This is a genomic window from Pleomorphomonas sp. PLEO (assembly GCF_041320595.1).
Lineage (GTDB): Bacteria > Pseudomonadota > Alphaproteobacteria > Rhizobiales > Pleomorphomonadaceae > Pleomorphomonas.
In genome coordinates this window covers 2,773,191-2,796,910 of record NZ_CP166625.1, presented here as the reverse complement: position 1 = coordinate 2,796,910, position 23,720 = coordinate 2,773,191, and the positions used below count along the sequence as shown (strand labels likewise).

The following is a 23,720-nucleotide window of genomic DNA, read 5'->3' as shown; positions in this document are numbered from 1 at the left end:
GCGTCCGCTCGAAAAGTTTCAGACTTTTCGGACAAGCGGATGCGCCAGACGGCAGCTGCCAGCCGGCAACGAAAAGAGGGGTGTTCGACATGGCCATGCAGGCAACAGACATCGAGGCGATGATCAAGGAAGCGCTGCCGGATGCCAGCGTCGAAATTCGCGACCTCGCCGGCGACGGTGACCATTATTCGGCCATCGTCGTTTCGGAAGCCTTCCGAGGCCTGACGCGAGTCAAGCAGCATCAGTTGGTCTACGACGCGCTCAAGGGAAAAATGGGCGGAGAGCTACATGCTCTTGCACTTCAGACCAGTGCGCCTTAATTTTGAATGCTTCCAATTCGGACCTTGAATCCGACCGACCGAGGTAGACCCATGGCTGACATCAAGTCGATCATCGACAACGAAGTGAAGACCAACGACATCGTCCTGTTCATGAAGGGCACGCCGGATTTTCCGATGTGCGGCTTCTCCGGACAGGTCGTGCAGATCCTCGGCTATCTCGGCGTGCCCTTCAAGGGCATCAACGTGCTGGATAATCCCGAGCTGCGCGATGGGATCAAGGCCTATTCCAACTGGCCGACGCTGCCGCAGCTCTACGTCAAGGGCGAATTCGTCGGCGGCTGCGACATCGTCCGCGAGATGTTCCAAAAGCAGGAGCTTCAGGCTCACCTCAAGGAAGCCGGCATCGCCGTCAACGAGGCCGCTGCCGAATAATCGGCCAACCTCACTGCGCTTTTTCAAGGCCCCTGCCGACCCCGGCGGGGGCCTTTTTATTTGCCTATGGCACTCGCAATCGAACGAAAAGCGCATAGAGGACCGACCTTCAAGGGCCTCGGCGGCTGGTTTTCCGGCATTCCCCAAGATTTTTTAGACGAAAGTCGCATTGGTTTCGTGATCGGCGGACCGGTTCGGCGCGGTCCGCTCGTGAGCGGCACCATCTCGGTTTGTCGCGGCACACCGCGCTTTTCCTCATCCCGGCAGCCGCCGTTCAACTGACCGCACACGCTTTCGCGATCCGCTCTTCACTTCCCTGGCGCGCACTCGTCAGCGACGGCCGGTTTCGCCGTGATCGGCCAAGGGGCAAATAACGGTCATCGGCAGCCAACAAGCGCTGCCCCTTCAAACAAACCAAACATGAAGACCGGAGTTTTGATCATGAACAAGTTCCTCGCCGCCGCCGCTTTCGCCGTTGCCCTCGTCCCCGCCATCGCCAATGCCGGCCAGGTGTTTTACGACCCGTCGGTCGATAGCGGCACCTCGCCCTTCATCGCCCTGCCCGCTCAGGTCAATCCCGCCAACGCCGCATCGGCGGCCGCCGACGCTGAGCGTTATGCCACCGTCGCCGACGGCGCGGTGATCGGTACCCACGGCGTCGCCGCCCAAGCAGTCACCGAATATGACCCGGGTGCCTCCGATGGCGAGTCGGCCTTCGTCACCAAGATGGTCATCCCCGGCGCCACGGCTCCGGTCGTTCATTCCTCGACCGTCGCCTACGCCGACAATCCCGACCTGATCGGCCATCGCGCCGGGTCCAAGTAACAAGCCCAAATAACTTGCCCTCGGCAGTGGAGAGACCTCCCCCGCTGCCATCCCTCCCCAACAAAGCTCCCTGAACACCTCCCGATTGGAGTTATCGCCATGAACAAGTTCCTCGCCGCCGCCGCGTTCGCCATCGCCCTCGTTCCCGCCATCGCCAATGCCGGCCAAGTCTTCTACGACCCGTCCGTTGATAGCGGCACCTCGCCGTTCGTCGCCGTGCCGACCCAGGTCAATCCGGCCAACGCCGCCGCCGCCGCCGCCGATGCCCAGCGTTACGCCAGCGTTGATGGCAACGCGGTGATCGGTACCCACGGCGTCGCCGCCCAGCCCGTTACCGAATACGATCCGGGTGCCTCCGACGGCCAGTCGGCCTTCTCGACCACGCTGATCATCCCCGGCGCCACGGCTCCGATCGCCCACCCGCACTACGTGCCCTACGCCGACAACAGCGACCTCATCGGTTATTGATGGCGTCCCTCAATCGCCACAAGCGAGCCACCACCAGAAAGGCCGCCCCCAACCGGGCGGCCTTTTGCCATGGCAAGCGCGCCGATCGGCCTTTCAAAGGCGGCTAACGCGCTTTTTCCAGCGTTGATCGAGAAATTTCGCGAAATTTGAGCCCGGGGCACCGCGCATTTCGTGATCGCGGGCAAGGCTCCGTTCACGCCCGTCGCGCCGTCTCGTGAGCGAATTCGGTCCGGTTTTACCCGGCATGCCGGGATTTTCCTTAGCCTCCTCGCGACCGTTCAACTCGCCGCACACGATTTCGCGATCCGATGTTCAACTTCCGCACTCGCACTCGTCAGCGAGGGCCGGTTTCGCCGTGATCGAGCAAGGGGCAAATAAGGGTCATCGGCAGCGAACAAGACCTCCTGCTCACCGCTGCCCCCCGACAGAAACCGACACCCCAATTCAAGACCGGAGTTACATCATGAACAAGTTCCTCACCGCCGCCGTTTTCGCCCTCGCCCTGGTTCCCGCCGTTGCCAACGCCGCCACCTCCTTCGATCCGGGTGCCGATAACGCTTCCCCGACGTTCGTCACCGCCCCTGCCCAGGTCAATCCGGCCAACGCCGCCGCGGCGGCCGCCGATGCCCAGCGTTACGCCACTGTCGCTGACGGCGCGGTGGTCGGTACCCACGGCGTCTCGCCGAGCACCGTCACTGAATATGATCCGGGCCTGGCCAGCGGCACCGATCTGGTGACCACGACCATCCTGCCGGGTGCCAGCGCGCCGATCGCTCAGCAGCACTACATCCCCTATGCCGCCAACAGCGATGTGATCGGCAACTGATCGTCAGACCAAGTTCACTGATCGTCACAGACGACGGTCATCGAAAAGGCCGCCCCAATCGGGCGGCCTTTGTTGTTTCACCTCTTCAGAAGGGACTGGCGGCTGCCGAAACCACCTACGGGAGAGGGAAAACCGTCCGAGAGTCGCCGTCACCCAAAAGCGGCATTCTCCTGATCGAGCAAGCCGTAAATGATGGCTCTGCTGGCGAATAAACCGGTCGGGCCTTCTCAAAAAAGACAAAACTCAGGATAAGGATTGAGGACTGGAGTTTTCATCATGAATAGCAAGTTCCTCGCCGCCGCGACTTTGGCCATTGCCTTGGCCCCTGCCATAGCCAATGCGGACCAGATCTACTCCGGAGGGGCGGCCGATAGTGCGTCTTCCCGCTTCGTCACCTTCATGACGAAGCTGATCGTGCCGGGAGCCGACAAGGATCAGGCCACCAGGCAGCCAATCGCCTACGCCGACAACCCCGAATTGATCGGCCATCGCCGAGGGTCGACCAATACCGTCTGGTCCAGGTAAAACAAGCACTGGCGCTGTACAGCCTATGCCGGCTTCGGTCCTTGGCGGAGCACATTTGGCAGTGCCCCAATGATGGTATCGGCGGACGCAAGTTGGCGTCGCGCCACCCTTCGTTTCACTGATCTTCTTAAGGGTCGCCCCAACCGGGCGGCCTTTTTGCTGTTGCGAGGATAGCTCGCATAAGAGGACAGATGCATTTGCCACCAACAGGCCTTTGCAGCGGGCGTACGCATCGATCAGAGGCGGCTAATCGAATTTTCTCAGCCTGACCAGAGATTTCGCCCGGCGCGATGCGCTTTCGTGAACGGAAGGCGGATCTCGCGCAGCCCATCCGTGAACAACCCCGACCGATTTCTCCCGGCATACTGGTGTGGTTCCTAAGCCCATCGCGGCCGTTCAACTCGCCGCGCACGATTTCGCGATCCACCGTTCAACTTTCGCCCTCGCACTCGTCAGCGAGGGCCGGTTTCGCCGTGATCGAGCAAGGGGCAAATAAGGGTCATCGGCAGCGAACAAGACCTCCTGCTCACCGCTGCCCCCCGACAGAAACCGACACCCCAATTCAAGACCGGAGTTACCACCATGAACAAGTTCCTCACCGCCGCCGTTTTCGCCCTCGCCCTGGTTCCCGCCGTTGCCAACGCTGCCACCTCCTTCGATCCGGGTGCCGACAACGCTTCCCCGACGTTCGTCACCGTCCCGGCCCAGGTCAACCCGGCCAATGCCGCCGCTGCCGCCGCCGATGCACAGCGTTACGCCACCGTTGCCAGCAATGTGGTGATCGGCACCCACGGCGTCTCCCCGCAGGGCGTCGTCGAATATGATCCGGGCGCGGCCTCGGGCGACTCGTCCTTCGTGGCCAAGCTGGTCCTTCCCGGCGCCGCCGCTCCGAGTGCCCAGCAGCACTACATCCCCTATGCCGACAACAGCGATGTGATCGGCAACTGATCGTCAGCTCAAGCTCAACCGGTCGGCGAAAGCTGACGTTTGTCGGGAAGGCCGCCCTGTCGGGGGCGGCCTTTTCCTTTTGGTGGAGAACTGCGTCGCCAAGCTTCCCGTGGATAGTTCGCACCTTCCTGCCATAAACGAGCCAGCGAAAGGCTAGGCTAGCGGTCGCAAGAGGACGGGCTCCGCTTAAACAATTGCGAGGGAGAGAGCGAAGTGGGCATGGCCATCCAGTTTACCGGCACCAACGCCATCGTCGACCGGGCCATAGGCCGAACGATCGTCGGCGCCAACATATTGATCAAGCTGAACGGCGAGCTTGTCTATGACCGGCAGGCCGGCTTCCTCGACCGCGAGGCCAACAGGCCTGTGACCCCCAATACGATTTTCCGCCTGGCATCGGTGAGCAAGCCGATGGTTTCCGCAGCCGCCCTTGCCATGGTCGAAGCCGGCAAGATTCGCCTCGACGATCCGGTGACCCGCTACCTGCCCGGCTTCCGGCCACGCCTTGCCGACGGTACTGCACCGCCAATCACCATCTCGCACCTGCTGACTCACACATCCGGCCTGACCTACGACACCGACAATGGCAACGGCGAACCGGCCTGCGGCGGTACTGGCCCGTCCGATTTCGACCTCGCCGAGAACATCCGGCGCATTGCCGCCCTGCCCCTCGCCTACGAACCGGGTACCAGCTGGTGCTATTCGGTCGCCATCGACGTGCTAGGCGGCGTCATGGAGGTGGTCGACGGCCGGTCCTTGCCCGAGATCGTCAAGGCGCGGGTCACCGATCCCCTCGGCATGACGGATACGGGCTTCTGGCCGACCGATCCCGATCGCCTGGCCGTTCCCTATGCCGACGGCACGCCACCGACCCGTATGGGCGATATCGAACGCGTCAAGGACGGCGACGGCTTCGTGGAATTCTGGACCGGCCGCGCCCTCGATCCCAAGGCCTTCCCGTCGGGCGGCGCCGGCATGATCGGCACGGCGGAGGATTTCCTCATCTTCCTTGAGGCGATGCGCAAAGGCGGCGCGCCCATCCTCTCGCAGGCCTCCAGGCCGCTTCTGACGGAAGCGCATACGGTGGATCTCGACCCGGCGCCGTCCGGCCAGGGCTATTCGCACGGCTGGTCGATCTACCGCGACCCTTCCGTGCAAAAGCTGCCTTGCAAACCCGGCACCTGGGCTTGGGGCGGCATCTATGGCCACCAATGGTACGTCGATCCGGCGACCGGCCTTTCGATCGTCATCTTCACCAATACGGCCCTCGAGGGGTGCATAGGCGCCTTCCCCAAAGACATCTTCCAGGCGATCTATACCGACCTCAAGGCGTGAGGCAGAAAGCGAAAAGGCCGCCCGTTGCGGGGCGGCCTTTCCAGATATCCGAAGCTTCGGAACCCTATCAGCGCGAGTAATACTCGACGACCAGGTTCGGCTCCATCTTGACGGCGTAGGGAACGTCGGCCAGCGCCGGCACGCGTACCAGCTTGGCGACCTTCTTGGCGGTATCGACCTCGATGTAGTCGGGGGTATCGCGCTCGGCGAGCTCGACCGACTCCAGAACGATGGCCAATTCCTTGGACTTCTGGCGAACTTCGATCACGTCGCCGATCTTGCAGCGGTACGAACCGACGTTGACCTTGCGGCCGTTAACGGTGACGTGGCCGTGGTTGCAGAACTGACGGGCCGCGAACGGCGTCGGCACGAACTTGGCGCGGTAGACGACGGCGTCGAGACGGGTCTCGAGCAGGCCGATCAGCGCTTCCGAGGTATCGCCACGCAGACGGACGGCCTCTTCGTAAATCTTGTAGAACTGCTTCTCGCTGAGGTCGCCGTAATAGCCCTTCAGCTTCTGCTTGGCACGGAGCTGCAGACCGTAGTCCGAGGTCTTGCCCTTGCGGCGCTGACCGTGCTGGCCGGGGCCGTATTCACGCTTGTTGACCGGGCTCTTGGGGCGACCCCAGAGGTTCTCGCCCATGCGGCGGTCGATCTTGTACTTTGCACTATGGCGCTTAGACATCGCGTATCCCGCTTTTTGTCAGTGTTTATTCAGGACTCGCGCCCTCCTCTGCTCCGATCTGGCTCGAAAGCCACCCGAAACCGACAGGGAAACGCTGCGCGCGGCAGGTCCCCCACGGGACACGTGAACGGCCGCGCCGGCTCCTCGTTACCAAGGAACCGGCGGGTTGAGGGCTGAATAGTCGAGTGGGTCGCCACTGTCAAACTGAAAGCACGGCATTTCCGGCTTTTCCGATCACCCGCGAGCGATTTTCAACGTTTCGCCGGCAAACAGGCCATCGCCTTCCTCGAACCCGAAGGCGTCGAGCATGGCGCGCGCCGGCCGACGACCCGTCGAGAAGAAACGGCGCGGGGCGCCCTCGTCGCGCGACGGACCAGCGCCGGCCGTCACCGTTGCCACGCGGCGGGCAATGGCTGGCGCAGGATCGATCCATTCGACAGGCCATGGCGCCAGCGCCTTCAGCCGACCGAGCACTAGGGGATAATGGGTGCAGGCAAGAACGACGGTATCGGTCCGCCGCCCAGCTTCCTCAACGAAGCAAGGAGCGATTTCGGCGAGAAGCTCGGCGTCGGTCACCGGCTCGCCGGAGACCACGCGTTCGACCAGCTCGGCCAGGACCATCGAACCGACCAGTGTGAAATGACAGTCGCCGCCGAATTTATCGATCAGATCGCGCGTGTAATCGCGCTTCACCGTACCCGGCGTCGCCAGCACCGAGGCCAACCGCGATCGGCTGTGCTCGGCGGCCGGCTTCACCGCCGGTACCGTGCCGACAATCGGCAGCTTGAAGCGGGCGCGAAGCGGCGGCAGTACAAGCGTCGAGGCGGTGTTGCAGGCAATCACCAAGGCCGCCGGGTCGAGCACGGCCAGCGCCTCGTCCATCAGCGATACGACGCGGTCGATGAGCATGCCTGGCTCCAGCCCGCCATAGGGAAACACGGCGAGGTCGGCGACATAATCCATGCCGGCGGCTGGCAGCGCCTTGCCGATTTCGCGGGCGACCGAAAGGCCACCGACACCGCTATCGAACACCAGAATGCGCATGGAATTCCTTGGAGCCTGTCTCGTCGCCCAGCTTTGCCAGCCGAATGCGGCGACATCGGGCCGAGCGGCCCTCATCCTCGGCCCGCATGGTTAATGAAATCCTACGCCTTGCCCTCGTCGACGGCCCGCTTCTTCGGCCGGTGATTCTTGCCGTCGAGGCAGGTGATGATGCCGCGAAGCGTCCGGATCTCCTGTTGCGTCAATTGCTGGCGCTGGAAGATGGCACGGAGGTTATGGATCATCGTCGGCCGCTTCTCGGGCGGATGGAAGAAATGCCGCTCGTCGAGCACCGATTCCAGGTGGTCGAACAGCCCGAGCAGCTCTGCCTTGCCGGCCGGCGGTGACCGGTCGGAGGCGGCAAACGGCAGCGCGCTGTCGGGATCCTCGAAGCCAGCCTTGCGCCACTCATAGGCGACCACCAGCACCGCCTGGGCGATGTTGAGCGAGGCATATTCCGGCACCACCGGCAGTGTCAGGATCTCGTCGGCCAGCGCCACTTCGTCGTTGTTGAGTCCCCAGCGCTCGCGGCCGAACAGCAGCCCCACCGCCGCGCCCTGGTCTTCCAATGCTCTGATGTGCTTTGCGGCGTGGACCGGCCCGCGCACTTCCTTGGTAACGTCGCGATCGCGCGCCGTCGTCGCGTAGACGAAGGAGAGGTCGGCGATCGCCTCCTCGAGCCTGTCGTAGACGCGGGCCGCATGGATGATGTGCGTCGCCTTGGCCGCGTTGGCTTCCGCCTTCTCGTTGGGCCAGCCATCGCGCGGGGCGACGATCCTGAGATCGGACAGCCCGAAATTGGCCATGGCGCGCGCCGCCGCGCCGATATTCTCGCCCATCTGCGGCTCGCAGAGGATGATGGCCGGTCCCGGCCCGGCCGCTTTGTCGTCCGACATGATCTTGCCTATCCCGCTTTTGGCGCGGGTTTGGCACATCGCGTCGGCCAAGAAAAGGGAGAAATCCCCGATATGGCCGCTTCGGAAGGCGGGCGGCGCGGTCCCGCGCCACCCGATTTGTGTTTTACCTGGGTTTGGCGACGCTTGCCGTCCTCTCGCCGCTCAGCCGCTCCAGCATCCAGCCGGGATATTCGGCCGGCAGCGCCGAGACGGCGTCGAGGCGAGCGAGTTCATCGGCTGACAGAACCACCTCGCCGGCGGCGATATTGTCGTCGAGCTGCTCGACCGACTTGGCGCCGATGATCACCGAGGAGACGAACGGCTTGTGCAGCACATAGGAGAGCGCGATGCGCGCGACCGACACGCCCTGGTCCTTGGCGATCTCGGCCATCACGTCGATGGCGTCGAAGGCGCGGTCCTTGTTGACCGGCGGGAAGTCGAAGTTGGCACGCCGCCCATCACCGGAGCCATCGCGGCTGAACTTGCCCGACAGCAGGCCACCAGCCAGCGGGCTCCACACCATCAGGCCCACCTTTTCGGAGAGCAGCAGCGGCGCGATGTCCCGCTCAAGGTCACGGCCAGCGATGGTGTAATAGGCCTGCAGGCTGGCGATACGGTCGAGGCCCAGCCGGTCGGCGATACCCAGCGCCTTCATGATGCGCCAGGCCGGCCAGTTGGAAACGCCGACATAGCGGATCAGGCCATCGCGGACGAGATCGTCGAGCGCCCGCACCGTCTCCTCGATCGGCGTCACCACGTCGTTGCCATGGATCTGGTAGAGGTCGATATAGTCGGTGCCGAGCCGCTTCAGGCTGGCCTTGACGCCATCCATGATGTGGCCGCGCGAGGCGCCGCGATCGTTGACGCCCTTGCCGACGGAAGCGAACACCTTGGTCGCCAGCACGATGTCCGAGCGGGCGCGGCCGGAATTGCGCATCGCCTGGCCGGTAATCTGTTCCGACAGGCCTTCCGAGTAGACGTCGGCGGTGTCGATGAAGTTGACGCCCTTGTCGAGCGCACCGGCGACGATGCGGTCGGCCACCGATTGATCGAGCGTTCCGATGGCCGTCCACACGCCCCGACCGCCGAAGGTCATGGTGCCCAGACAGATTTCGGAGACGAGAAGGCCGGTGCCCCCGAGCGTATTGTATCGCATGTCATCACCTTGAAATTGTATTGAGAAACGTGAAAGCGGCCGGCACGAATGCGCGGCGGGCGGATGCGGGCGAGAACGAAGCGGCCCCAACGCCTGTGAGAGACTAAGCCGCCGCCAGTGGCTGGAATAGCCGAGCAGAACGTCACAGCCTGATTAGATGAACTATACAATCATCTGCTATTGGGGATTATTATGCGTCCATTCTGGCGGCCCGCCAAATCACGCTTGAGCGAGCCCGCGCACTCCAGGAAGCTGCCATGGCCCGAACCGACCTTTTCGACGGCATCAGCGAGTTTCTCACCGTGGTCCGGCGCGGCAGCTTCCGCGCGGCCGCGCGCGAACTGGGTGTCACCCCCGGCGCGATCAGCCAGGCGGTTCAGACCCTGGAGCGGCGGATCGGCCTGCCGCTTTTCCATCGCACCACCCGCCATATCGCCCTCACCGAGGCCGGCGAGCGGTTTCTCACCGAAGTCCGGCCGGCGGCCGAGGCCATTGCCGGCTCGCTCGACGGCCTCGCCAACCTCAGCGAAAGACCGTCGGGTACGCTCAGGCTCCTGGCCCACCATATTGCGGCCCAGGAAGTGCTGACGCCCGTGCTGCCGGCCTTCCTGGCGGCCTACCCGGACATCGCCGTCGACGTGGTGACCGACATCAAGCGCCGCGACATGGTCGGCGGCGGTTTCGACGCCGGCATCCGGATCGGCGAATTCATCGATCAGGACATGCTGACCATACGCGTCACCCCGCCCTTTTCCTGGGGGGTGGTCGGCTCGCCGGCCTATTTCGCCGCCCATGGACGGCCCGAGACACCGGATGATCTGGCCAACCACAGATGCCTGCGCTACCGCCTGCCCGACAGTGGCAACGTCTACCGCTGGGAGTTCGAACGAGACGGCGTCGCCGTTGCCATCGATCCGCCGGGGCAGATCACCTCCGACGATTGGGTCCTGCTGCGCGCCATGGCGGTGGCCAGCCTCGGCCTCACCTACGCCTCGTCGCAGAATGTCCGCCATGAACTCGCCGACGGCCGCCTTGAAACCTGTCTTGACGACTTCGCGCCGGCCCAGGATGCGCTCTATCTCTACTATCCCAAGTCGAGCCGGCTACAGCCCAAGCTGCGCGTCTTCATCGACGCCTGCCTGCGTAGCATGCGCGAGCGATCGAAGGATTAGCGCCACAGTCCGGCGATGAAAGATCCCACCGCCAACAGTCCGAAGGCGAGGATCAGGCCGCCGGACAGCCGCCCGACCCACAGCGAAAAGCGATCGCTGACCTTATGACGCACCAGCGCCACGCCGCCCGTCAGGATGATCCACCAGGCGAGCGAACCGGCAAACACGCCGGCCACCACCACCAGCGTCGATGGGGCATCGGCCGTCGAGGCAAGGCCCAGCCCGGCAAAGAACAAGGCGAAGGACAAAATGGTCGTCGGGTTGGCTATGGTCAGCAGAAACGTAGCGCCCACGGTGCCCAGGAGATCGCGGGCGCCGATCTCGGCGGCCTGCCGTGGCGGCTTCGGCTTCATCCCCTGCCAGCCGAACCAGATCATCGCGACGCCGCCAATGAGGCGCATGGGGCCATCGATCCCGGCGAGAAAGGCCGAAAAGGCGGCAAAGCCAAGCGCCGCCAGGGCGCCATAGAAGGCATCGGCGAGCGCCGTTCCGAGCCCGCCGGAGAGCCCCACCCAGAAGCCGCGTTGCAGCGTGCGGTTGATGCAGAGCGCCCCGATCGGTCCGAGCGGCGCGGCCACGGCGAAGCCGAGGGCAAAGCCCTTGGCGGCAAAGAGCAGCAAACTCACGGTCATCGCTCCCGAGGTTTGAATGGTGGCTCGACGACGGTCGACAGCGCGATCATCGTCTCGCTGCGGGCAATCAGCCGTTGCCGCTTGAAATCATCGAGAAAAGTCTCGATGCCGGCCAGCGACGCCACGCGGATCTTGATCAGATAGTTCCAACTGCCGGTGATGTGCTGGCACTCGACGATGGCGGGATGCTCAGTAGCAACCGCCCGGAACGCCGTCTCGTCGGCATCGGGGGCGAGGCCGACGAACACGAAGGCGGTGACGGCGAAGCCCAGCGCCTCGGCGTCGGCGTCGATGGTGAAGCGGCGGATCACGCCGCTCGCCGTGAGGCGGCGGATGCGCTCGTTCACCGCCGACGTCGACAGACCGACCTCGCCACCGATATCGGCGAGCGAGCGGCGCGCATCCTGGCCGAGGCACATCACGATTTGACGATCGATTTCATCCATACCGCAATAATTACTTACAAATGGCGATTTATCAATACGATTTCCTGACATATAACCAAATATCAGGAAATTTTAATGCCACAGAACCACCAAACGCGACGTTGTCCTACATGGACAGTCCTCCGAGAAATCCCCTATAAACGTGAGGACAATCCGTCGCCCAACCCTGGGTCGACGGCGTTGGGACGGAGCGCGGCGACCGCCGCTCTCGTCGGCAGAGGAGAAAAGCATGGCCTATGATGTCGCGGTTCTCGTTGGCAGTCTGCGCAAGGGATCCTTCTCCCGGGCGGTGGCCGACAACCTCGCAACGCTTGCCACCGATAAGCTGAAACTCCGCATCGTGGAGATCGGCGAACTGCCGCTCTACAACCCGGATCTCGATGAGGGCTCGCCGCCGGCTACCTGGGCGAAGTTCCGGAGCGAAGTCGTCAGCGCGGACGCCGTGCTGTTCGTGACGCCCGAATACAATCGGTCGATCCCCGGCCTTCTGAAGAACGCCATCGACATCGGCTCCCGCCCCTATGGCAAGAGCGCCTGGAAGGGCAAACCCACCGCCATCGTCAGCGTTTCGCCGGGCAATCTGGGCGCCTTTGGCGCCAACCATCACCTGCGCCAGCCGCTTGTCTTCCTCGACATGCCAGTCATGCAGCAGCCTGAAGCCTATATTTCCAAGGTGGGAGATCTCCTAGATAAGGATGGCAAGTTCGTGAGCGAGGACACCAAGTCCTTCCTGGGCGGCTTCCTCACCGCCTTCGCTACCTGGATCGGCAGAAACAAATAACACCGCGCTGAGCGCCGTAAGGAGACGACATGACCATCACCAGCGAAGACGAGCTCGACGGGCTCAAGGCAATCGGCCGCGCCGTGGCCGATGCCATCGCCGCCATGGCCACCGCCGTCCGACCCGGCATCACCACAGCCGAACTCGACGAAATCGCCGGCCGCGTCCTCGACGAGGCCGGCGCCATACCCGCGCCGAAGGCGACCTACGGCTTCCCCGGCATCGCCTGCATCTCGGTCAGCGAGGAGATCGCCCACGGCATCCCCGGCGACCGGGTGCTGAAAGTCGGAGACCTCATCAATCTCGACGTTTCCGCCTCCAAGGACGGTTTCTTCGCCGACAGCGGCGCTTCCTTTGCCGTCTCGCCTGTTCCCGCCAAGCTCGACCGGCTGTGCCGCGACGGCCGGCGGGCCATGTGGGCCGGCATCGGCGCCGTCGCACCCGGACGGCCACTTGCAGGTGTCGGCCGTGCTGTCGGCGCGTTTGCCCGCAAGAACGGCTACACGTTGGTGCGCAATCTCGGCAGCCATGGCGTTGGCCGCTCGCTGCATGAAGAGCCGTCGGACATCGCCACATGGCCCAACCCGCACGAGCGGCGCGTCATCACCGACGGTCTCGTCTTCACCGTCGAGCCCTTTCTGTCGCTCGGCGCCGAATGGGCCGAGGATGGCGACGACGATTGGACGCTGTACTCAGAGCCGCGCGCACCGACCGTGCAGTTCGAGCATACCATCGTCGCAACGCGAAACGGGCCGCTCGTCGTCACGCTCCCTTCCTGACACCTTCCGTTTACGTTAGCGTACGCCCAAAAGCCAAGCGGTTGCACTGGCCTCGGCGGCAACGCCATGCTACAGGCGAAACATCCGTGCGTTTGCGTACCGGCAGGCGCACGAACCGGCCTCAAAGCCCGGCCACACGTTCGGAAGGTCACCCCACTATGGCGAAAATCAAGGTTGCGAACCCGGTCGTCGATCTCGACGGCGACGAGATGACCCGGATCATCTGGCAGTTGATCAAGGACAAGCTGATCCTGCCCTATCTAGATATCGACATTGATTATTATGACCTTTCGGTCGAGAACCGCGACGCCACGGCCGATAAGGTGACGGTCGACGCCGCCAACGCCATCAAGAAGCACGGCGTCGGCATCAAGTGCGCCACCATCACGCCCGACGAAGCGCGCGTGAAGGAATTCAACCTCAAGGAAATGTGGAAGTCGCCCAACGGCACCATCCGCAACATCCTCGGCGGCGTTATCTTCCGCGAACCGATCATCTGCAAGAACGTGCCGCGCCTCGTACCCGGCTGGACGCAGCCGATCGTCGTCGGCCGTCATGCCTTCGGCGACCAGTACAAGGCCACCGACTTCAAGTTCCCGGGCAAAGGCACGCTCACCATCAAGTTCGTCGGCGAAGACGGCGCGGTGATCGAGAAGGAAGTGTACAAGGCCCCCGGCGCCGGCGTGGCGCTCGCCATGTACAACCTCGATGAATCGATCCGCGAGTTTGCCCGCGCCTCCCTCAACTACGGCATCATGCGCAAATGGCCAGTCTATCTTTCGACCAAGAACACCATCCTCAAGGCCTATGACGGTCGCTTCAAGGATATTTTCCAGGAGGTGTACGAGGCCGAGTTCAAGGCCGAATTCGAAAAGCTCGGCATCACCTACGAGCATCGCCTGATCGACGACATGGTCGCCTCGGCGCTGAAGTGGTCGGGCGGCTATATCTGGGCCTGCAAGAACTACGATGGCGACGTGCAGTCCGACACCGTGGCCCAGGGCTTCGGCTCGCTTGGTCTGATGACCTCCGTGCTGCTGACGCCGGACGGCAAGACAGTGGAGGCCGAAGCCGCCCACGGCACCGTCACCCGTCACTATCGCGAGCATCAGAAGGGCAAGGAGACCTCGACCAACTCCATCGCCTCCATCTTCGCCTGGACGCGTGGCCTCGCCCACCGCGCCAAGCTCGACGACAACGCCGACCTGGCCAAGTTCGCCGCCACGCTGGAGAAGGTCTGCGTCGACACCGTGGAAAGCGGTTTCATGACCAAGGACCTCGCCCTGTTGATCGGGCCGGACCAGAAGTGGCTCTCCACCACCGGCTTCCTCGAGAAGGTTGCGTCCAACCTCGAAGCCGAAATGGCCAAGTGGTAAGCCTGTAATCATCGATGAAATTATAAGGCGGCGGATCAGCAACGGTTCGCCGCCTTTTGATTGATAGACGAGCCATAGCCCAGCAGGGCCCACAGAAGCCTATGGGGCTCGAAGTTCGGAGGGCCAGATTGTGCGCTAGTGCGACACAATGCGACCAGGGGATGATTTTCGTGTCACGTAGATATGTTTCTAGTTGTACTCGACAACTTTTGACATGCACAATAAGCGCCAGCCCCACTTTTGGGCATGTCACGACTGGATCGAATCTCAAGGCGACGGACAGGCTCAAGAGAGCTTCGGACGCACAGTTCATTGGAGGGGCTTATGAGCTACGTTCGCAATAAATTTCGGCAAAAAGCCAAATCCCCCAAGCTTATAATGGCCTTTATTTTCGTCTGCTCTTTTTTGTGGGCTGATTTTTCGTTCGCCGACAGTTGGTCATGCACGCCGCCTCCGAATGATGCGATTGATGTTGTGATCGCCAGATACCCGAGAAATTATTATATACGCCCAGAAAACGAAGACATCGTCAGGCTTGTCGAGAGTTCTCTTGAGAGGCGCCTGGGCTTTGAATCTGAACTAGTTTCGTGTAGGGGGAGTTCTTGCCGTATTAGTAACGAGTTCATAAAATTTATTACCAGGAAGAATTTAGATATTCCAATCAATAATACTCAAATGTCTATCTGTACGGCGCACAATTCTGAGTGCGTAAATAGAGGCTGTAAGAAGGAATATACAGAGAACTATGATGTCATTTATGCCTGGAAATATGGTACATTACGTCTAATATTAGAAATCTCGAAAATAAATAATAAGTCATCTATTGATAAGGTGGTTAGTGATGACCAGCCGTTCGAACCAATATTCAATGGTTATCATTCAAGATACATTGGGGTTGCCAAAAATGCTAGACTATTTATAGAAATAAGCAACTACGCAAGCAACTACTTCGAATGAAGTGAATGATACGGCTGACTTCCGGCAAATCGGCAGCCCGCCGGACCGAAACCGACGAGCGCCCGAACCGATCGTCAGGCCGTAACGGCGAAGATGCGGAGGCGGTGCCCGTCCGGGGTCAACCACCATCCTGCTGCGGCCTCGCCACGTTGGAGAAGGTCTGCGTCGACACCGTGGAAAGCGGCTTCATGACCAAGGACCTCGCCCTGCTGATCGGGCCGGATCAGAAGTGGCTCTCCACGACCGGCTTCCTCGAGAAGGTTGCGTCCAACCTCGAAGCTGAAATGGCCAAGTGGTAATCAGCCGGTCAAGGACGAAACAATAGGGCGGCGGATCGGCAACGGTCCGCCGCCTTTATTGCATCGGCAAAACTGCAAAGCGGACTCAGCTTTATTCAGTGGGTAATCTAGCGCGGCCGAAAGAACACTCTTGAGCGCCGCGAAATGGAGACCGATGCGCTGGCATTTCAACATGCCCTCGATATCGGATACCTCATGTTTGTTTCACAATTTCAGAAGACCAAAAGAGATCGTTGTTTGGGTTGGTAGTCAAAAAAGACCGTTGGCAGCCAATAACGAAGCACCCGATAAAGGTAACAGAAATGATCAGCTCGATAGACAATAACGCGTAGCGTCAGTCGCAAATAGGGCTTTGTTCACCTTTGTAATGTTCTATCAACGGCTAGGCTCAAGTTTCCATGGGCTACGTCGGCTTGACTCGGTCCAGCGGCATTACACGAGCGCTACCGCTCGTCGACCACTCCAGCGCTCCTGGACGATATGATTGATATTCCCACCGTGTTCGTCTTGATATCGGTTCTCAGCCTAACTCTTGGCGGGGCGATTCTTGTTACCCAGACGACAGAGCTGAAGTGGGGGCTTCAAGAGTTTTCCTACGGTCTGATCGCCCACAGCGTGGCCTATGCCTTATATGTCCTGTCGCCAAAACTTGGCCCCTGGTCCGTCTGGTTTGCCGAGCTCTCTGTGGCCCTGTTCTTTTCTTTCGTCATCCAATCCCTCGAGATCTTTTTCGGCAGGGCAAGGCGCTGGAAGCAGCATCTGCTGTTCGTCGGCTCGATCGCCCTGGTGACCTTCCTGCTTCTCGACCAGCGGCCGATCAGGATCATCTGCAACAGCCTGATCTACGTTCTCGCCGAAGCCGTCGTCTTGCAGCATCTCTGGATGAGACGGAGGACAACATCGGGCAAGGGCCAGTATTTGTTCATGGCCGCGATTTTGCTCAGCATGACAATGATGCTCTATCGCGAAGTCACAGCGCTTCTATCGCTCCAGGCCTTTGGCGCGGTTACGCTGAGCGAATTGGCGCAAGCCCTTCTCTTTATAGCCACCCTCATCGGCGTGACGCTGATCACGGTCGGCTTCCTGCTGATGAACAAGGAGCGCACCGAGCACCTCAATCAGCAGATGATCCTCCACGACAAGCTCACCGGCGTTTGGAATCGGCGGAAACTGGAACAGGTTGGAGACGGCGAAATCCACCGGCTCGTTCGCCACGGCACGTTGGCTTCGCTGCTGATCCTCGACCTTGACGACTTCAAGAGCTTCAACGACTCCCTCGGCCACGCGGCGGGCGACGTAGTCTTGCAGGCCGTCACTAAGTCCTGGCGCAAGATCCTGAGGGACACCGATATCCTGGGCCGCTGGGGCGGAGAGGAGTTCGCCATCATCTTGCCGGGCACCGGCGTGCGGGAGGCGCAGCTTCTTGCCGAACGGCTGTGCGATGCGACGAGCACGACGAACACCGGCAGCCCGCTGCGGATCACCGTCAGCATCGGCGTGTCGCTCTGTCTCAGCCATGACAGCTGGAAAAGCTGGTTTGACCGCGCAGACGCGGCGCTTTATCGCGCCAAGGCAGCGGGCAAGAACCAAGTGTGTCATGACATCCCGATCAAGTGGGAGGATGGGACATCTGTCATCCAATGGTCTCCCCTGTTCGAAACGGCGATACCGGAACTCGACGCCGATCATATCGAACTCGTCGAGCGCTCTAACCGGCTGCTGCGCACTGTCAAGACGACGGGCGACAAGGTAACGATCACCCAGGACCTCAACGAAATCGCCTTCCACATGCGCCACCATTTCGTTCGGGAAGAGATCGCCATCGCGGAGATCAGCCCGGCCGGTCTTCAAAAGCATCGTTCCGAACACCTGGAGCTGATCGCCCGTCTATCCTTCCTCACCGAACGCTTTCAAAGCGATGCGCTACCGCTGGAGGCGCTCGTGCAATTCATCGCTTTCGAGATGTGCGCCCATCACATCGCCGGAAGCGACCGACGGCTTCTCTCAAAGCATGCCGCACAGGACGCCCCTCCCCGCGAACGGCCAGAGCCCGAACTACCAGACTTATTCAATGAGGATCAGCGACTACCTTATACTTGAAGACCAATGACAGCCTGCCCATCCGTCAATACCTTTACGACGGGCGGAAATGGCTCTGATACCTCCGACGACGTCGCGTGTATCCGGCAGCTCCGCCCTATATTTCCAAGCCCCAGCCGCCATTTTTGCGGACAAAGGGCCAAACGGAGGGGAAAACATGGCGCACAAGTTCGAGATCAAGAAGAATAAGGCCGACGAATACGTCGCCTATTTCAAATATAACGGCGAAACCATCTTCTGGACTGAGGGCTACAAAACCAAGGCCTCGGCGATCAATGCCATCGAGTCGATCAAGAAAAATGGCCCGACGGCGCCCACCGAGGATAACAGCTGATCCCCGTAACATGATGAGCCCGCCGGAGCGCAACCGGCGGGCATTCAGATCCCGGTCAGCCAGTTGTGGCGAAGACGCGGATGCGATGCCCATCCGGATCGGTCACCATGGAGCTACGACCAAAATCCATGTCGGTGGGCGATTGGAATACCGGCAGACCGCGCGCAACCCAGTTCTCATGGAAGGCATCGACATCGGCGGGCGCCGCGAGAGCGATGCCGATCTCAAGCGCGCCCGGCGCCCCTCCGGTGGCTGGCTCGACGGTGGCTTTGGACCATAGGCCGACCTTGATGCCCCCACCCAGAACGAACAGCGCGAACGTGGGGGAAGTCTCGACCGGAGGCCGGCCAAACAGCTCGGTGTAGAAGCCGGCGCTCTTGGCGGGATCGGCGACATGCAGCAGGTAGTAGGTAGGCGTAAACATCAGCATCTCCTCGCATCTTTGCGATGAGCATGCTTACGACGCGCTGCTGCCAAATTTTGTCAGCATCTTCACCAAAAAACCAGCTCACAATGAGATGGTACTCAAGCGACGCTGCTCAGGCGCGGGGCCGTACCGGAAGAAACGGCAGCCTCACATAGACCAGCATAGCCCCCAGAGCATAAGCGATCTCAAAGAAAATCGCCGCCTCGGCAATATGCAAGGCAATGCGCGGTCCGGACGCACCAATGGTCATGGCTTCCAAAAAAGCACACACACAGGCCGCAAGCGCCAGCGGCGCCATGGCAAACACCCGAAATTGCGTACCAACCACCAGGCCGGCCACAACCAGCACCAGTACCACCTCGAGCGCAAGCATGTATCGGCCTCCGATACTTGAGATCGCCATCCCCCGCCGCGGGATCAGAGCGAACCATTCAGGCTGCGGTTAAATTCTATCACGAAGCTATCATGTTTAAAATTTACGACGCAGTCTATTTCTACTTAGTCGTAGTATCACGTGAAGCGTGCACAACTTTCGTAGAAATGTTCGCCAGAGTTTCTATCCTAGCGTTAAATAGCCCGCTTTGTTCCGCGTTTCGGCAAGAACATCGCCCCAGTTAGACTTTAGTCGCTACGCCTCCGGACAATTAGGCAAGTGATCGTCAGCAATCAATCATGCGCCGCCGCCCAGGCCTCCTTCTGCGCCCGCTCCCACTCGGCGCGTTCCGAATCGAGCGTGCGATAAAGTGAGATGCTGTTGGTCGGCAAATAGCCAAGCGCCGCATAAAAGGCGAGAACAGCCTGATTCTCGCTGCGAACCAGAAGATTGACCTTCGGAGCCCCCCGCGACCGACACCAGTCCTCGGCCGCCCGCACCAACGCACGGCCGACACCGCCTCGACGCTGATCGGGATCGACCCCAAGATAATAAAGAGCGCCCCGATGGCCGTCATGCCCCGTCATCGCGGCTCCGACGATGCGTCCCCCTGCCCGCGCCACAAGAATGGTGGCGGTCTCCGTTGTCTCAACGAGCGTCACATCGGCCTCGGGGTCGTTCCAAGGTCGCGTCAAACCACACCGCGACCAGAGCGCGATCACCATCTCGCGCTCCTCGCCGGTCATCTCGCCGATAACGATGTCTGCGTCGAAGGTCACTTCCAGATCCCCCTTTCACCAGGCAGGCGCAGCCGCATAGCCAGCGGCTTGCCATCCAAAAACTCGGTTTAGATATAGCCGATCCCTATGGCCATTCCAGGCAAACAACTTTGTTCATACCAAGCGTCGCAGGACACGGATTCGTGAATATGACAAAATATCATTTTATTACAGTCAATTAGTCCAGATTAGATACTCGGAGAGACCAAAATTCCGCGCGCGCCTTAGACGCGATCGGCACTGGCCACTTGAAATTAGATTCATTTTCGATATATCTAATTACATCAAAACGAAACAGGAGTTATTCATGCACCATAAGTTCCACTTTCCCCACGATTTCCATGATCATGACGACCCCCGGGCTGCCGGCGGCCGCGGTCCATTCGGCCGCCCGCTTTGGGGTGAGCGGGGCGAGCGCCCCGAACGCCATGGCCCCGGTCAGCGTGGCGGCCCGTTCGGTCGCGGCCGCTTCTTCGACAATGGCGTACTGCGCCTTGTCGTACTGGCGCTGATCGCCGAACAGCCCCGCCACGGCTATGAGATCATCAAGGAGATCGAGGAGCGCACCGGCGGCGCCTATGCGCCGAGCGCCGGAGTCATCTATCCGACGCTGACTCTGCTTGAAGAGACGGGCCTGATCGAGGTCGTGAGTTCGGAGGGCAACAAAAAGCTCTACGCCGCCACTGAGGCCGGCCGCGCCACCGTGGAGGAAAACCGCGCCGCTATCGACGCCGTCCTCGCTCGCTTCGCCGAAGCAGGCTCGGACCGCCGGCCGGAGCGCGACCCCCGCCTTATCCGCGCCGTCGAAAACATGCGCCTTGCTCTTCGCCTGAAGACGCAAAGCGCCACGCTGACGGCCAGCCAGATCGACGCGCTGGCGGAGTTGCTCGACGATACCGCCCGCAAGATCGAACAGATCTGAAGGCGCCGTCCCAAAAGCAAACGCCCGCCCGAGCCAACGCTCGGACGAGCGAATTTGTTCGTGCTACGCGGACGGATTAACCACCCAGCGCCTTGCGGACAGCGTCGAGTGCCTCCGCCGCCTTGGCGCCATCCGGACCACCAGCCTGCGCCATGTCCGGGCGGCCACCACCACCCTTGCCACCCAAAGCCTCAGAGGCCACACGCACCAGATCGACGGCCGAGAAGCGCGCCGTAAGATCCGGCGTGACGCCGACCACCACGCCTGCCTTGCCATCCTCGGCGACGCCGACCAGCGCCACCACGCCCGATCCGAGCTTGGCCTTGCCCTCATCGACGAGGCTCTTCAGGTCCTTGGGACTGACACCCTCGGCCACCCGTCCCAAGAACTTGACGCCTGCGATCTCCGCTACGTCGTCGGTCGCCGCGCCGCCGCCCATGGCGAGCTTGCGCCTGACGTCGGCAAGTTCGCGCTCCAGCTTGCGCCGTTCCTCGACCAACGCCGCCACGCGATCGACGACATCGCCAACCGGTACCTTCAGCTCGCGAGCGACGTTGCGGATCGTCTTTTCCTGCTCTTCGAAATAGGCGCGGGCACCATCACCGGTCAGCGCCTCGATGCGGCGCACACCCGCCGCCACAGCGGTTTCCGAAACGACGTGCACCAAGCCGATTTCACCCGTCCGCGACACGTGAGTGCCGCCGCAGAGTTCGGTCGAATAGGTCTTGCCGGCCGCTTCACCCTCAAGCGCCGCGCCCATGGTGACCACGCGCACCTCGTCTCCGTATTTCTCGCCGAACAGCGCCATGGCGCCTTCGGCAATCGCCTCTTCCTGACCCATCAGGCGGGTCGCCACCTGGCCATCCTGCAGCACGATAGCATTGGCGAGGCGGCTGACCTCGGCAAGTTCCTTCTCGTCCATCGGCTTGGGGTGCGAGAAGTCGAAGCGCAGGCGGTCGGGCGTTACCAGCGAGCCCTTCTGCGCAGCGTGCTTGCCGAGCACCGAGCGCAACGCCGCGTGCAAGAGGTGGGTTGCCGAATGGTTAGCGCGGATCCGTGCCCGACGGGCATGATCGACCACCAGCTCGACCGGCTCGCCAACCTTCACAGTGCCGTCTTCGACCGTCACCTGATGGATGAACAGACCGTCGGCCTTCTTGGCCACATCGGTTACCGTAAGGCGGAAGCCAGCACCGGAGATGATGCCGGCATCGCCGACCTGGCCACCCGATTCGCCATAAAACGGCGTCTGGTTGACGATCAGCGACCCCGTATCGCCAACCTTCAGCTCCGAGACTTCCTTGCCATCCTTGACAAGCGCCACGACGACGCCCTCGGCCTTCTCGGTGTCGTAGCCGAGGAACTCGGTGGCGCCAACCTTCTCACGAAGACCAAACCACACCACTTCCGTGGCCGCTTCGCCCGAGCCCGCCCAGTTGGCGCGCGCTTCGGCTTTCTGGCGCTCCATGGCAGCGGCAAAGCCGTCGGTATCAACGGCAATGCCGCGCGCCTTCAGCGCATCCTGCGTTAGGTCCAGAGGGAAGCCATAGGTATCGTAAAGCTTGAAAGCGGTCTCGCCATCAAGGCTGGCGCCCTTATCAAACCCGCTGGTCGCATCGTCGAGCAGGCCGAGGCCCCGCGCCAATGTGCGGCGGAAACGCCTCTCCTCGAGGTTCAGCGTCTCGGTAATCAGCGCTTCGGCGCGCACCAGTTCCGGATAGGCCTGGCCCATTTCGCGCACCAGCACGGGAACCAGCCGATACAGCAGCGGCTCTTCGGATCCAAGCAGGTGAGCATGGCGCATGGCCCGGCGCATGATGCGGCGGAGCACATAGCCGCGCCCTTCATTGGACGGCAGAACGCCATCGGCCACCAGGAAGCTCGACGCACGCAAATGGTCGGCGATGACGCGATGCGATGCGAGCTGGTCGCCCTCGGCGGCAACGCCGGTCGCCTCGACCGAGGCGCGGATCAGCGCCTGGAACAGGTCGATGTCATAGTTGTTGTGGACGCCCTGCAGCACGGCGGCGACGCGCTCGAGCCCCATGCCGGTATCGATCGACGGGCGCGGCAAATTGACGCGCTCAGTCTTCGACAGCTGCTCATATTGCATGAACACGAGATTCCAGATCTCGATGAAACGATCGCCATCTTCGTCGGGCGAACCCGGGGGGCCACCCCAGACGTGATCGCCGTGATCAAAGAAGATCTCCGAGCAGGGACCGCAAGGGCCGGTATCGCCCATCGCCCAGAAATTGTCCGAGGTGGAGATCCGGATGATGCGGTCATCGGAAAGGCCGGCGATCTTCTTCCAATAGGTCGCGGCCTCCTCGTCCTCGGAATAGACGGTGACGAGCAAACGGTCCTTCGGCAGCGCAAATTCCTTGGTGATCAGGTTCCAGGCCAGTTCGATCGCCCGGTCCTTGAAATAGTCGCCGAAGGAGAAGTTGCCCAGCATCTCGAAGAAGGTGTGGTGGCGGGCAGTGTAGCCGACATTGTCGAGGTCGTTGTGCTTGCCACCGGCGCGGACGCACTTCTGGGAAGTGGTGGCGCGGCTATAAGAACGCTTCTCGAGGCCGGTGAAGACGTTCTTGAACTGCACCATGCCGGCATTGGTGAACATCAGCGTTGGATCGTTGCGCGGTACCAGCGGACTCGACGACACCACCTCGTGACCGTTCTTGCCAAAATAGTCGACGAAGGTCTTTCTGATCTCGTTCACACCACTCATGACGATTCGCCTGCCTACGCTGAGACGGCACCGCTCGCATCACCGCGCGGCCGGTCCGCCCGAACCCCATTTCCCGCGAGCCGCTCGCACGCTCCCGCAACCCAGAACCTTGCGTCGAGCGATCGAGGAAACGGCACCGGCCGGCGAGGTTCGTCTCGACAATCCGGATGGCGCCTCGGAAGGCAGCCCCCCGG

General features: G+C 61.7%; 26 protein-coding genes and 1 pseudogene. 17 read left to right on the top strand and 10 right to left on the bottom strand.

Features of this window, described 5'->3' with window-relative positions:
• Positions 1-89 precede the first annotated feature (89 nt).
• The 8 genes from AB6N07_RS12980 to AB6N07_RS12945 all read left to right on the top strand — a co-directional run bounded on the left by AB6N07_RS12980 (position 90) and on the right by AB6N07_RS12945 (position 5,640).
• Positions 90-320, top strand: coding sequence for a BolA family protein (locus AB6N07_RS12980; protein WP_370673513.1), 231 nt, complete (start codon positions 90-92; stop codon positions 318-320).
• A gap of 51 nt (positions 321-371) precedes the next feature.
• Positions 372-713, top strand: coding sequence for a Grx4 family monothiol glutaredoxin (gene grxD / locus AB6N07_RS12975; RefSeq protein WP_370673512.1), 342 nt, complete (start codon positions 372-374; stop codon positions 711-713).
• Positions 714-1,154: 441 nt separating this feature from the next.
• Entirely contained in the window at positions 1,155-1,538 is a 384-nt protein-coding gene (locus AB6N07_RS12970) for a hypothetical protein (RefSeq protein ID WP_370673511.1), read from the top strand.
• A gap of 99 nt (positions 1,539-1,637) precedes the next feature.
• On the top strand, positions 1,638-2,006 hold the full coding sequence (locus tag AB6N07_RS12965) for a hypothetical protein (RefSeq protein ID WP_370673510.1): 369 nt from the start codon (positions 1,638-1,640) through the stop codon (positions 2,004-2,006).
• A gap of 463 nt (positions 2,007-2,469) precedes the next feature.
• The gene (locus AB6N07_RS12960; RefSeq protein ID WP_370673509.1) at positions 2,470-2,832 is read left to right on the top strand and encodes a hypothetical protein; all 363 of its coding nucleotides are present in this window, start codon (positions 2,470-2,472) and stop codon (positions 2,830-2,832) included.
• A gap of 276 nt (positions 2,833-3,108) precedes the next feature.
• The gene (locus AB6N07_RS12955; RefSeq protein WP_370673508.1) at positions 3,109-3,357 is read left to right on the top strand and encodes a hypothetical protein; all 249 of its coding nucleotides are present in this window, start codon (positions 3,109-3,111) and stop codon (positions 3,355-3,357) included.
• Positions 3,358-3,939: 582 nt separating this feature from the next.
• Positions 3,940-4,305 (top strand): hypothetical protein, encoded by a 366-nt coding sequence (locus AB6N07_RS12950; RefSeq protein ID WP_370673507.1) that lies wholly within the window; start codon positions 3,940-3,942, stop codon positions 4,303-4,305.
• Positions 4,306-4,524: 219 nt separating this feature from the next.
• Complete coding sequence (locus AB6N07_RS12945; protein ID WP_370673506.1) at positions 4,525-5,640, top strand: serine hydrolase domain-containing protein; 1,116 nt, start codon at positions 4,525-4,527, stop codon at positions 5,638-5,640.
• A gap of 67 nt (positions 5,641-5,707) precedes the next feature.
• Here the strand turns inward: AB6N07_RS12945 and rpsD are convergent, their stop codons facing one another.
• The 4 genes from rpsD to AB6N07_RS12925 form a co-directional block, all read right to left on the bottom strand.
• Complete coding sequence (gene rpsD, locus AB6N07_RS12940) at positions 5,708-6,325, bottom strand: 30S ribosomal protein S4 (RefSeq protein ID WP_370673505.1); 618 nt, start codon at positions 6,323-6,325, stop codon at positions 5,708-5,710.
• 234 nt (positions 6,326-6,559) lie between these two features.
• Complete coding sequence (murI, locus tag AB6N07_RS12935) at positions 6,560-7,369, bottom strand: glutamate racemase (RefSeq protein ID WP_370673504.1); 810 nt, start codon at positions 7,367-7,369, stop codon at positions 6,560-6,562.
• A gap of 101 nt (positions 7,370-7,470) precedes the next feature.
• Positions 7,471-8,262 (bottom strand): RNA methyltransferase, encoded by a 792-nt coding sequence (locus tag AB6N07_RS12930; protein ID WP_370673503.1) that lies wholly within the window; start codon positions 8,260-8,262, stop codon positions 7,471-7,473.
• A 124-nt stretch (positions 8,263-8,386) separates the two neighbouring features.
• Positions 8,387-9,418, bottom strand: coding sequence for an aldo/keto reductase (locus AB6N07_RS12925; protein ID WP_370673502.1), 1,032 nt, complete (start codon positions 9,416-9,418; stop codon positions 8,387-8,389).
• A 257-nt stretch (positions 9,419-9,675) separates the two neighbouring features.
• On the opposite strand from AB6N07_RS12925, the gene AB6N07_RS12920 reads away from it, so the two are divergent.
• A complete protein-coding gene (locus AB6N07_RS12920) occupies positions 9,676-10,590 on the top strand; it encodes a LysR family transcriptional regulator (protein WP_370673501.1) in 915 nt (304 codons plus the stop codon).
• Here AB6N07_RS12920 and AB6N07_RS12915 read toward each other — a convergent pair.
• Positions 10,587-11,222, bottom strand: coding sequence for a LysE family translocator (locus AB6N07_RS12915; RefSeq protein WP_370673500.1), 636 nt, complete (start codon positions 11,220-11,222; stop codon positions 10,587-10,589). The genes AB6N07_RS12920 and AB6N07_RS12915 overlap by 4 nt on opposite strands.
• A complete protein-coding gene (locus AB6N07_RS12910) occupies positions 11,219-11,668 on the bottom strand; it encodes an Lrp/AsnC family transcriptional regulator (protein ID WP_370673499.1) in 450 nt (149 codons plus the stop codon). Before AB6N07_RS12910 ends, AB6N07_RS12915 begins: the two co-directional genes overlap by 4 nt.
• 229 nt (positions 11,669-11,897) lie before the next feature.
• Here AB6N07_RS12910 and AB6N07_RS12905 point away from each other — a divergent pair, with 229 nt between their 5' ends.
• The 7 genes and pseudogenes from AB6N07_RS12905 (at position 11,898) to AB6N07_RS12875 (ending at position 18,294) form a co-directional block, all read left to right on the top strand.
• On the top strand, positions 11,898-12,449 hold the full coding sequence (locus AB6N07_RS12905) for an NADPH-dependent FMN reductase (RefSeq protein ID WP_370673498.1): 552 nt from the start codon (positions 11,898-11,900) through the stop codon (positions 12,447-12,449).
• Positions 12,450-12,478: 29 nt separating this feature from the next.
• Positions 12,479-13,228: a type I methionyl aminopeptidase gene (gene map / locus AB6N07_RS12900; protein ID WP_370673497.1), complete on the top strand. Its 750-nt coding sequence runs from the start codon at positions 12,479-12,481 to the stop codon at positions 13,226-13,228.
• 158 nt (positions 13,229-13,386) lie between these two features.
• Entirely contained in the window at positions 13,387-14,604 is a 1,218-nt protein-coding gene (locus AB6N07_RS12895; protein WP_370673496.1) for an NADP-dependent isocitrate dehydrogenase, read from the top strand.
• A 324-nt stretch (positions 14,605-14,928) separates the two neighbouring features.
• Positions 14,929-15,561, top strand: a complete 633-nt coding sequence (locus AB6N07_RS12890) for a hypothetical protein (RefSeq protein ID WP_370673495.1) — start codon at positions 14,929-14,931, stop codon at positions 15,559-15,561.
• Between the two features lie 143 nt (positions 15,562-15,704).
• Positions 15,705-15,860: pseudogene (locus tag AB6N07_RS12885) on the top strand (NADP-dependent isocitrate dehydrogenase); the annotation flags it as partial.
• A gap of 480 nt (positions 15,861-16,340) precedes the next feature.
• A complete protein-coding gene (locus AB6N07_RS12880) occupies positions 16,341-17,960 on the top strand; it encodes a diguanylate cyclase (RefSeq protein ID WP_370673494.1) in 1,620 nt (539 codons plus the stop codon).
• Between the two features lie 157 nt (positions 17,961-18,117).
• Positions 18,118-18,294 (top strand): YegP family protein, encoded by a 177-nt coding sequence (locus tag AB6N07_RS12875; protein ID WP_370673493.1) that lies wholly within the window; start codon positions 18,118-18,120, stop codon positions 18,292-18,294.
• A 55-nt stretch (positions 18,295-18,349) separates the two neighbouring features.
• Here AB6N07_RS12875 and AB6N07_RS12870 read toward each other — a convergent pair whose 3' ends face one another.
• From AB6N07_RS12870 to AB6N07_RS12860, 3 genes are all read right to left on the bottom strand, one after another.
• Positions 18,350-18,718, bottom strand: a complete 369-nt coding sequence (locus AB6N07_RS12870; protein ID WP_370673492.1) for a VOC family protein — start codon at positions 18,716-18,718, stop codon at positions 18,350-18,352.
• 115 nt (positions 18,719-18,833) lie between these two features.
• Entirely contained in the window at positions 18,834-19,094 is a 261-nt protein-coding gene (locus tag AB6N07_RS12865; RefSeq protein ID WP_370673491.1) for a hypothetical protein, read from the bottom strand.
• A gap of 293 nt (positions 19,095-19,387) precedes the next feature.
• Entirely contained in the window at positions 19,388-19,873 is a 486-nt protein-coding gene (locus AB6N07_RS12860) for a GNAT family acetyltransferase (protein ID WP_370673490.1), read from the bottom strand.
• Positions 19,874-20,180: 307 nt separating this feature from the next.
• Here AB6N07_RS12860 and AB6N07_RS12855 point away from each other — a divergent pair, with 307 nt between their 5' ends.
• Positions 20,181-20,795 carry a PadR family transcriptional regulator gene (locus AB6N07_RS12855; RefSeq protein ID WP_370673489.1) on the top strand — a complete coding sequence of 205 codons (615 nt, stop codon included), beginning with the start codon at positions 20,181-20,183 and terminating at the stop codon, positions 20,793-20,795.
• Between the two features lie 76 nt (positions 20,796-20,871).
• Here AB6N07_RS12855 and alaS read toward each other — a convergent pair whose 3' ends face one another.
• Complete coding sequence (gene alaS / locus AB6N07_RS12850) at positions 20,872-23,526, bottom strand: alanine--tRNA ligase (protein WP_370673488.1); 2,655 nt, start codon at positions 23,524-23,526, stop codon at positions 20,872-20,874.
• Positions 23,527-23,720: the final 194 nt, after the last annotated feature.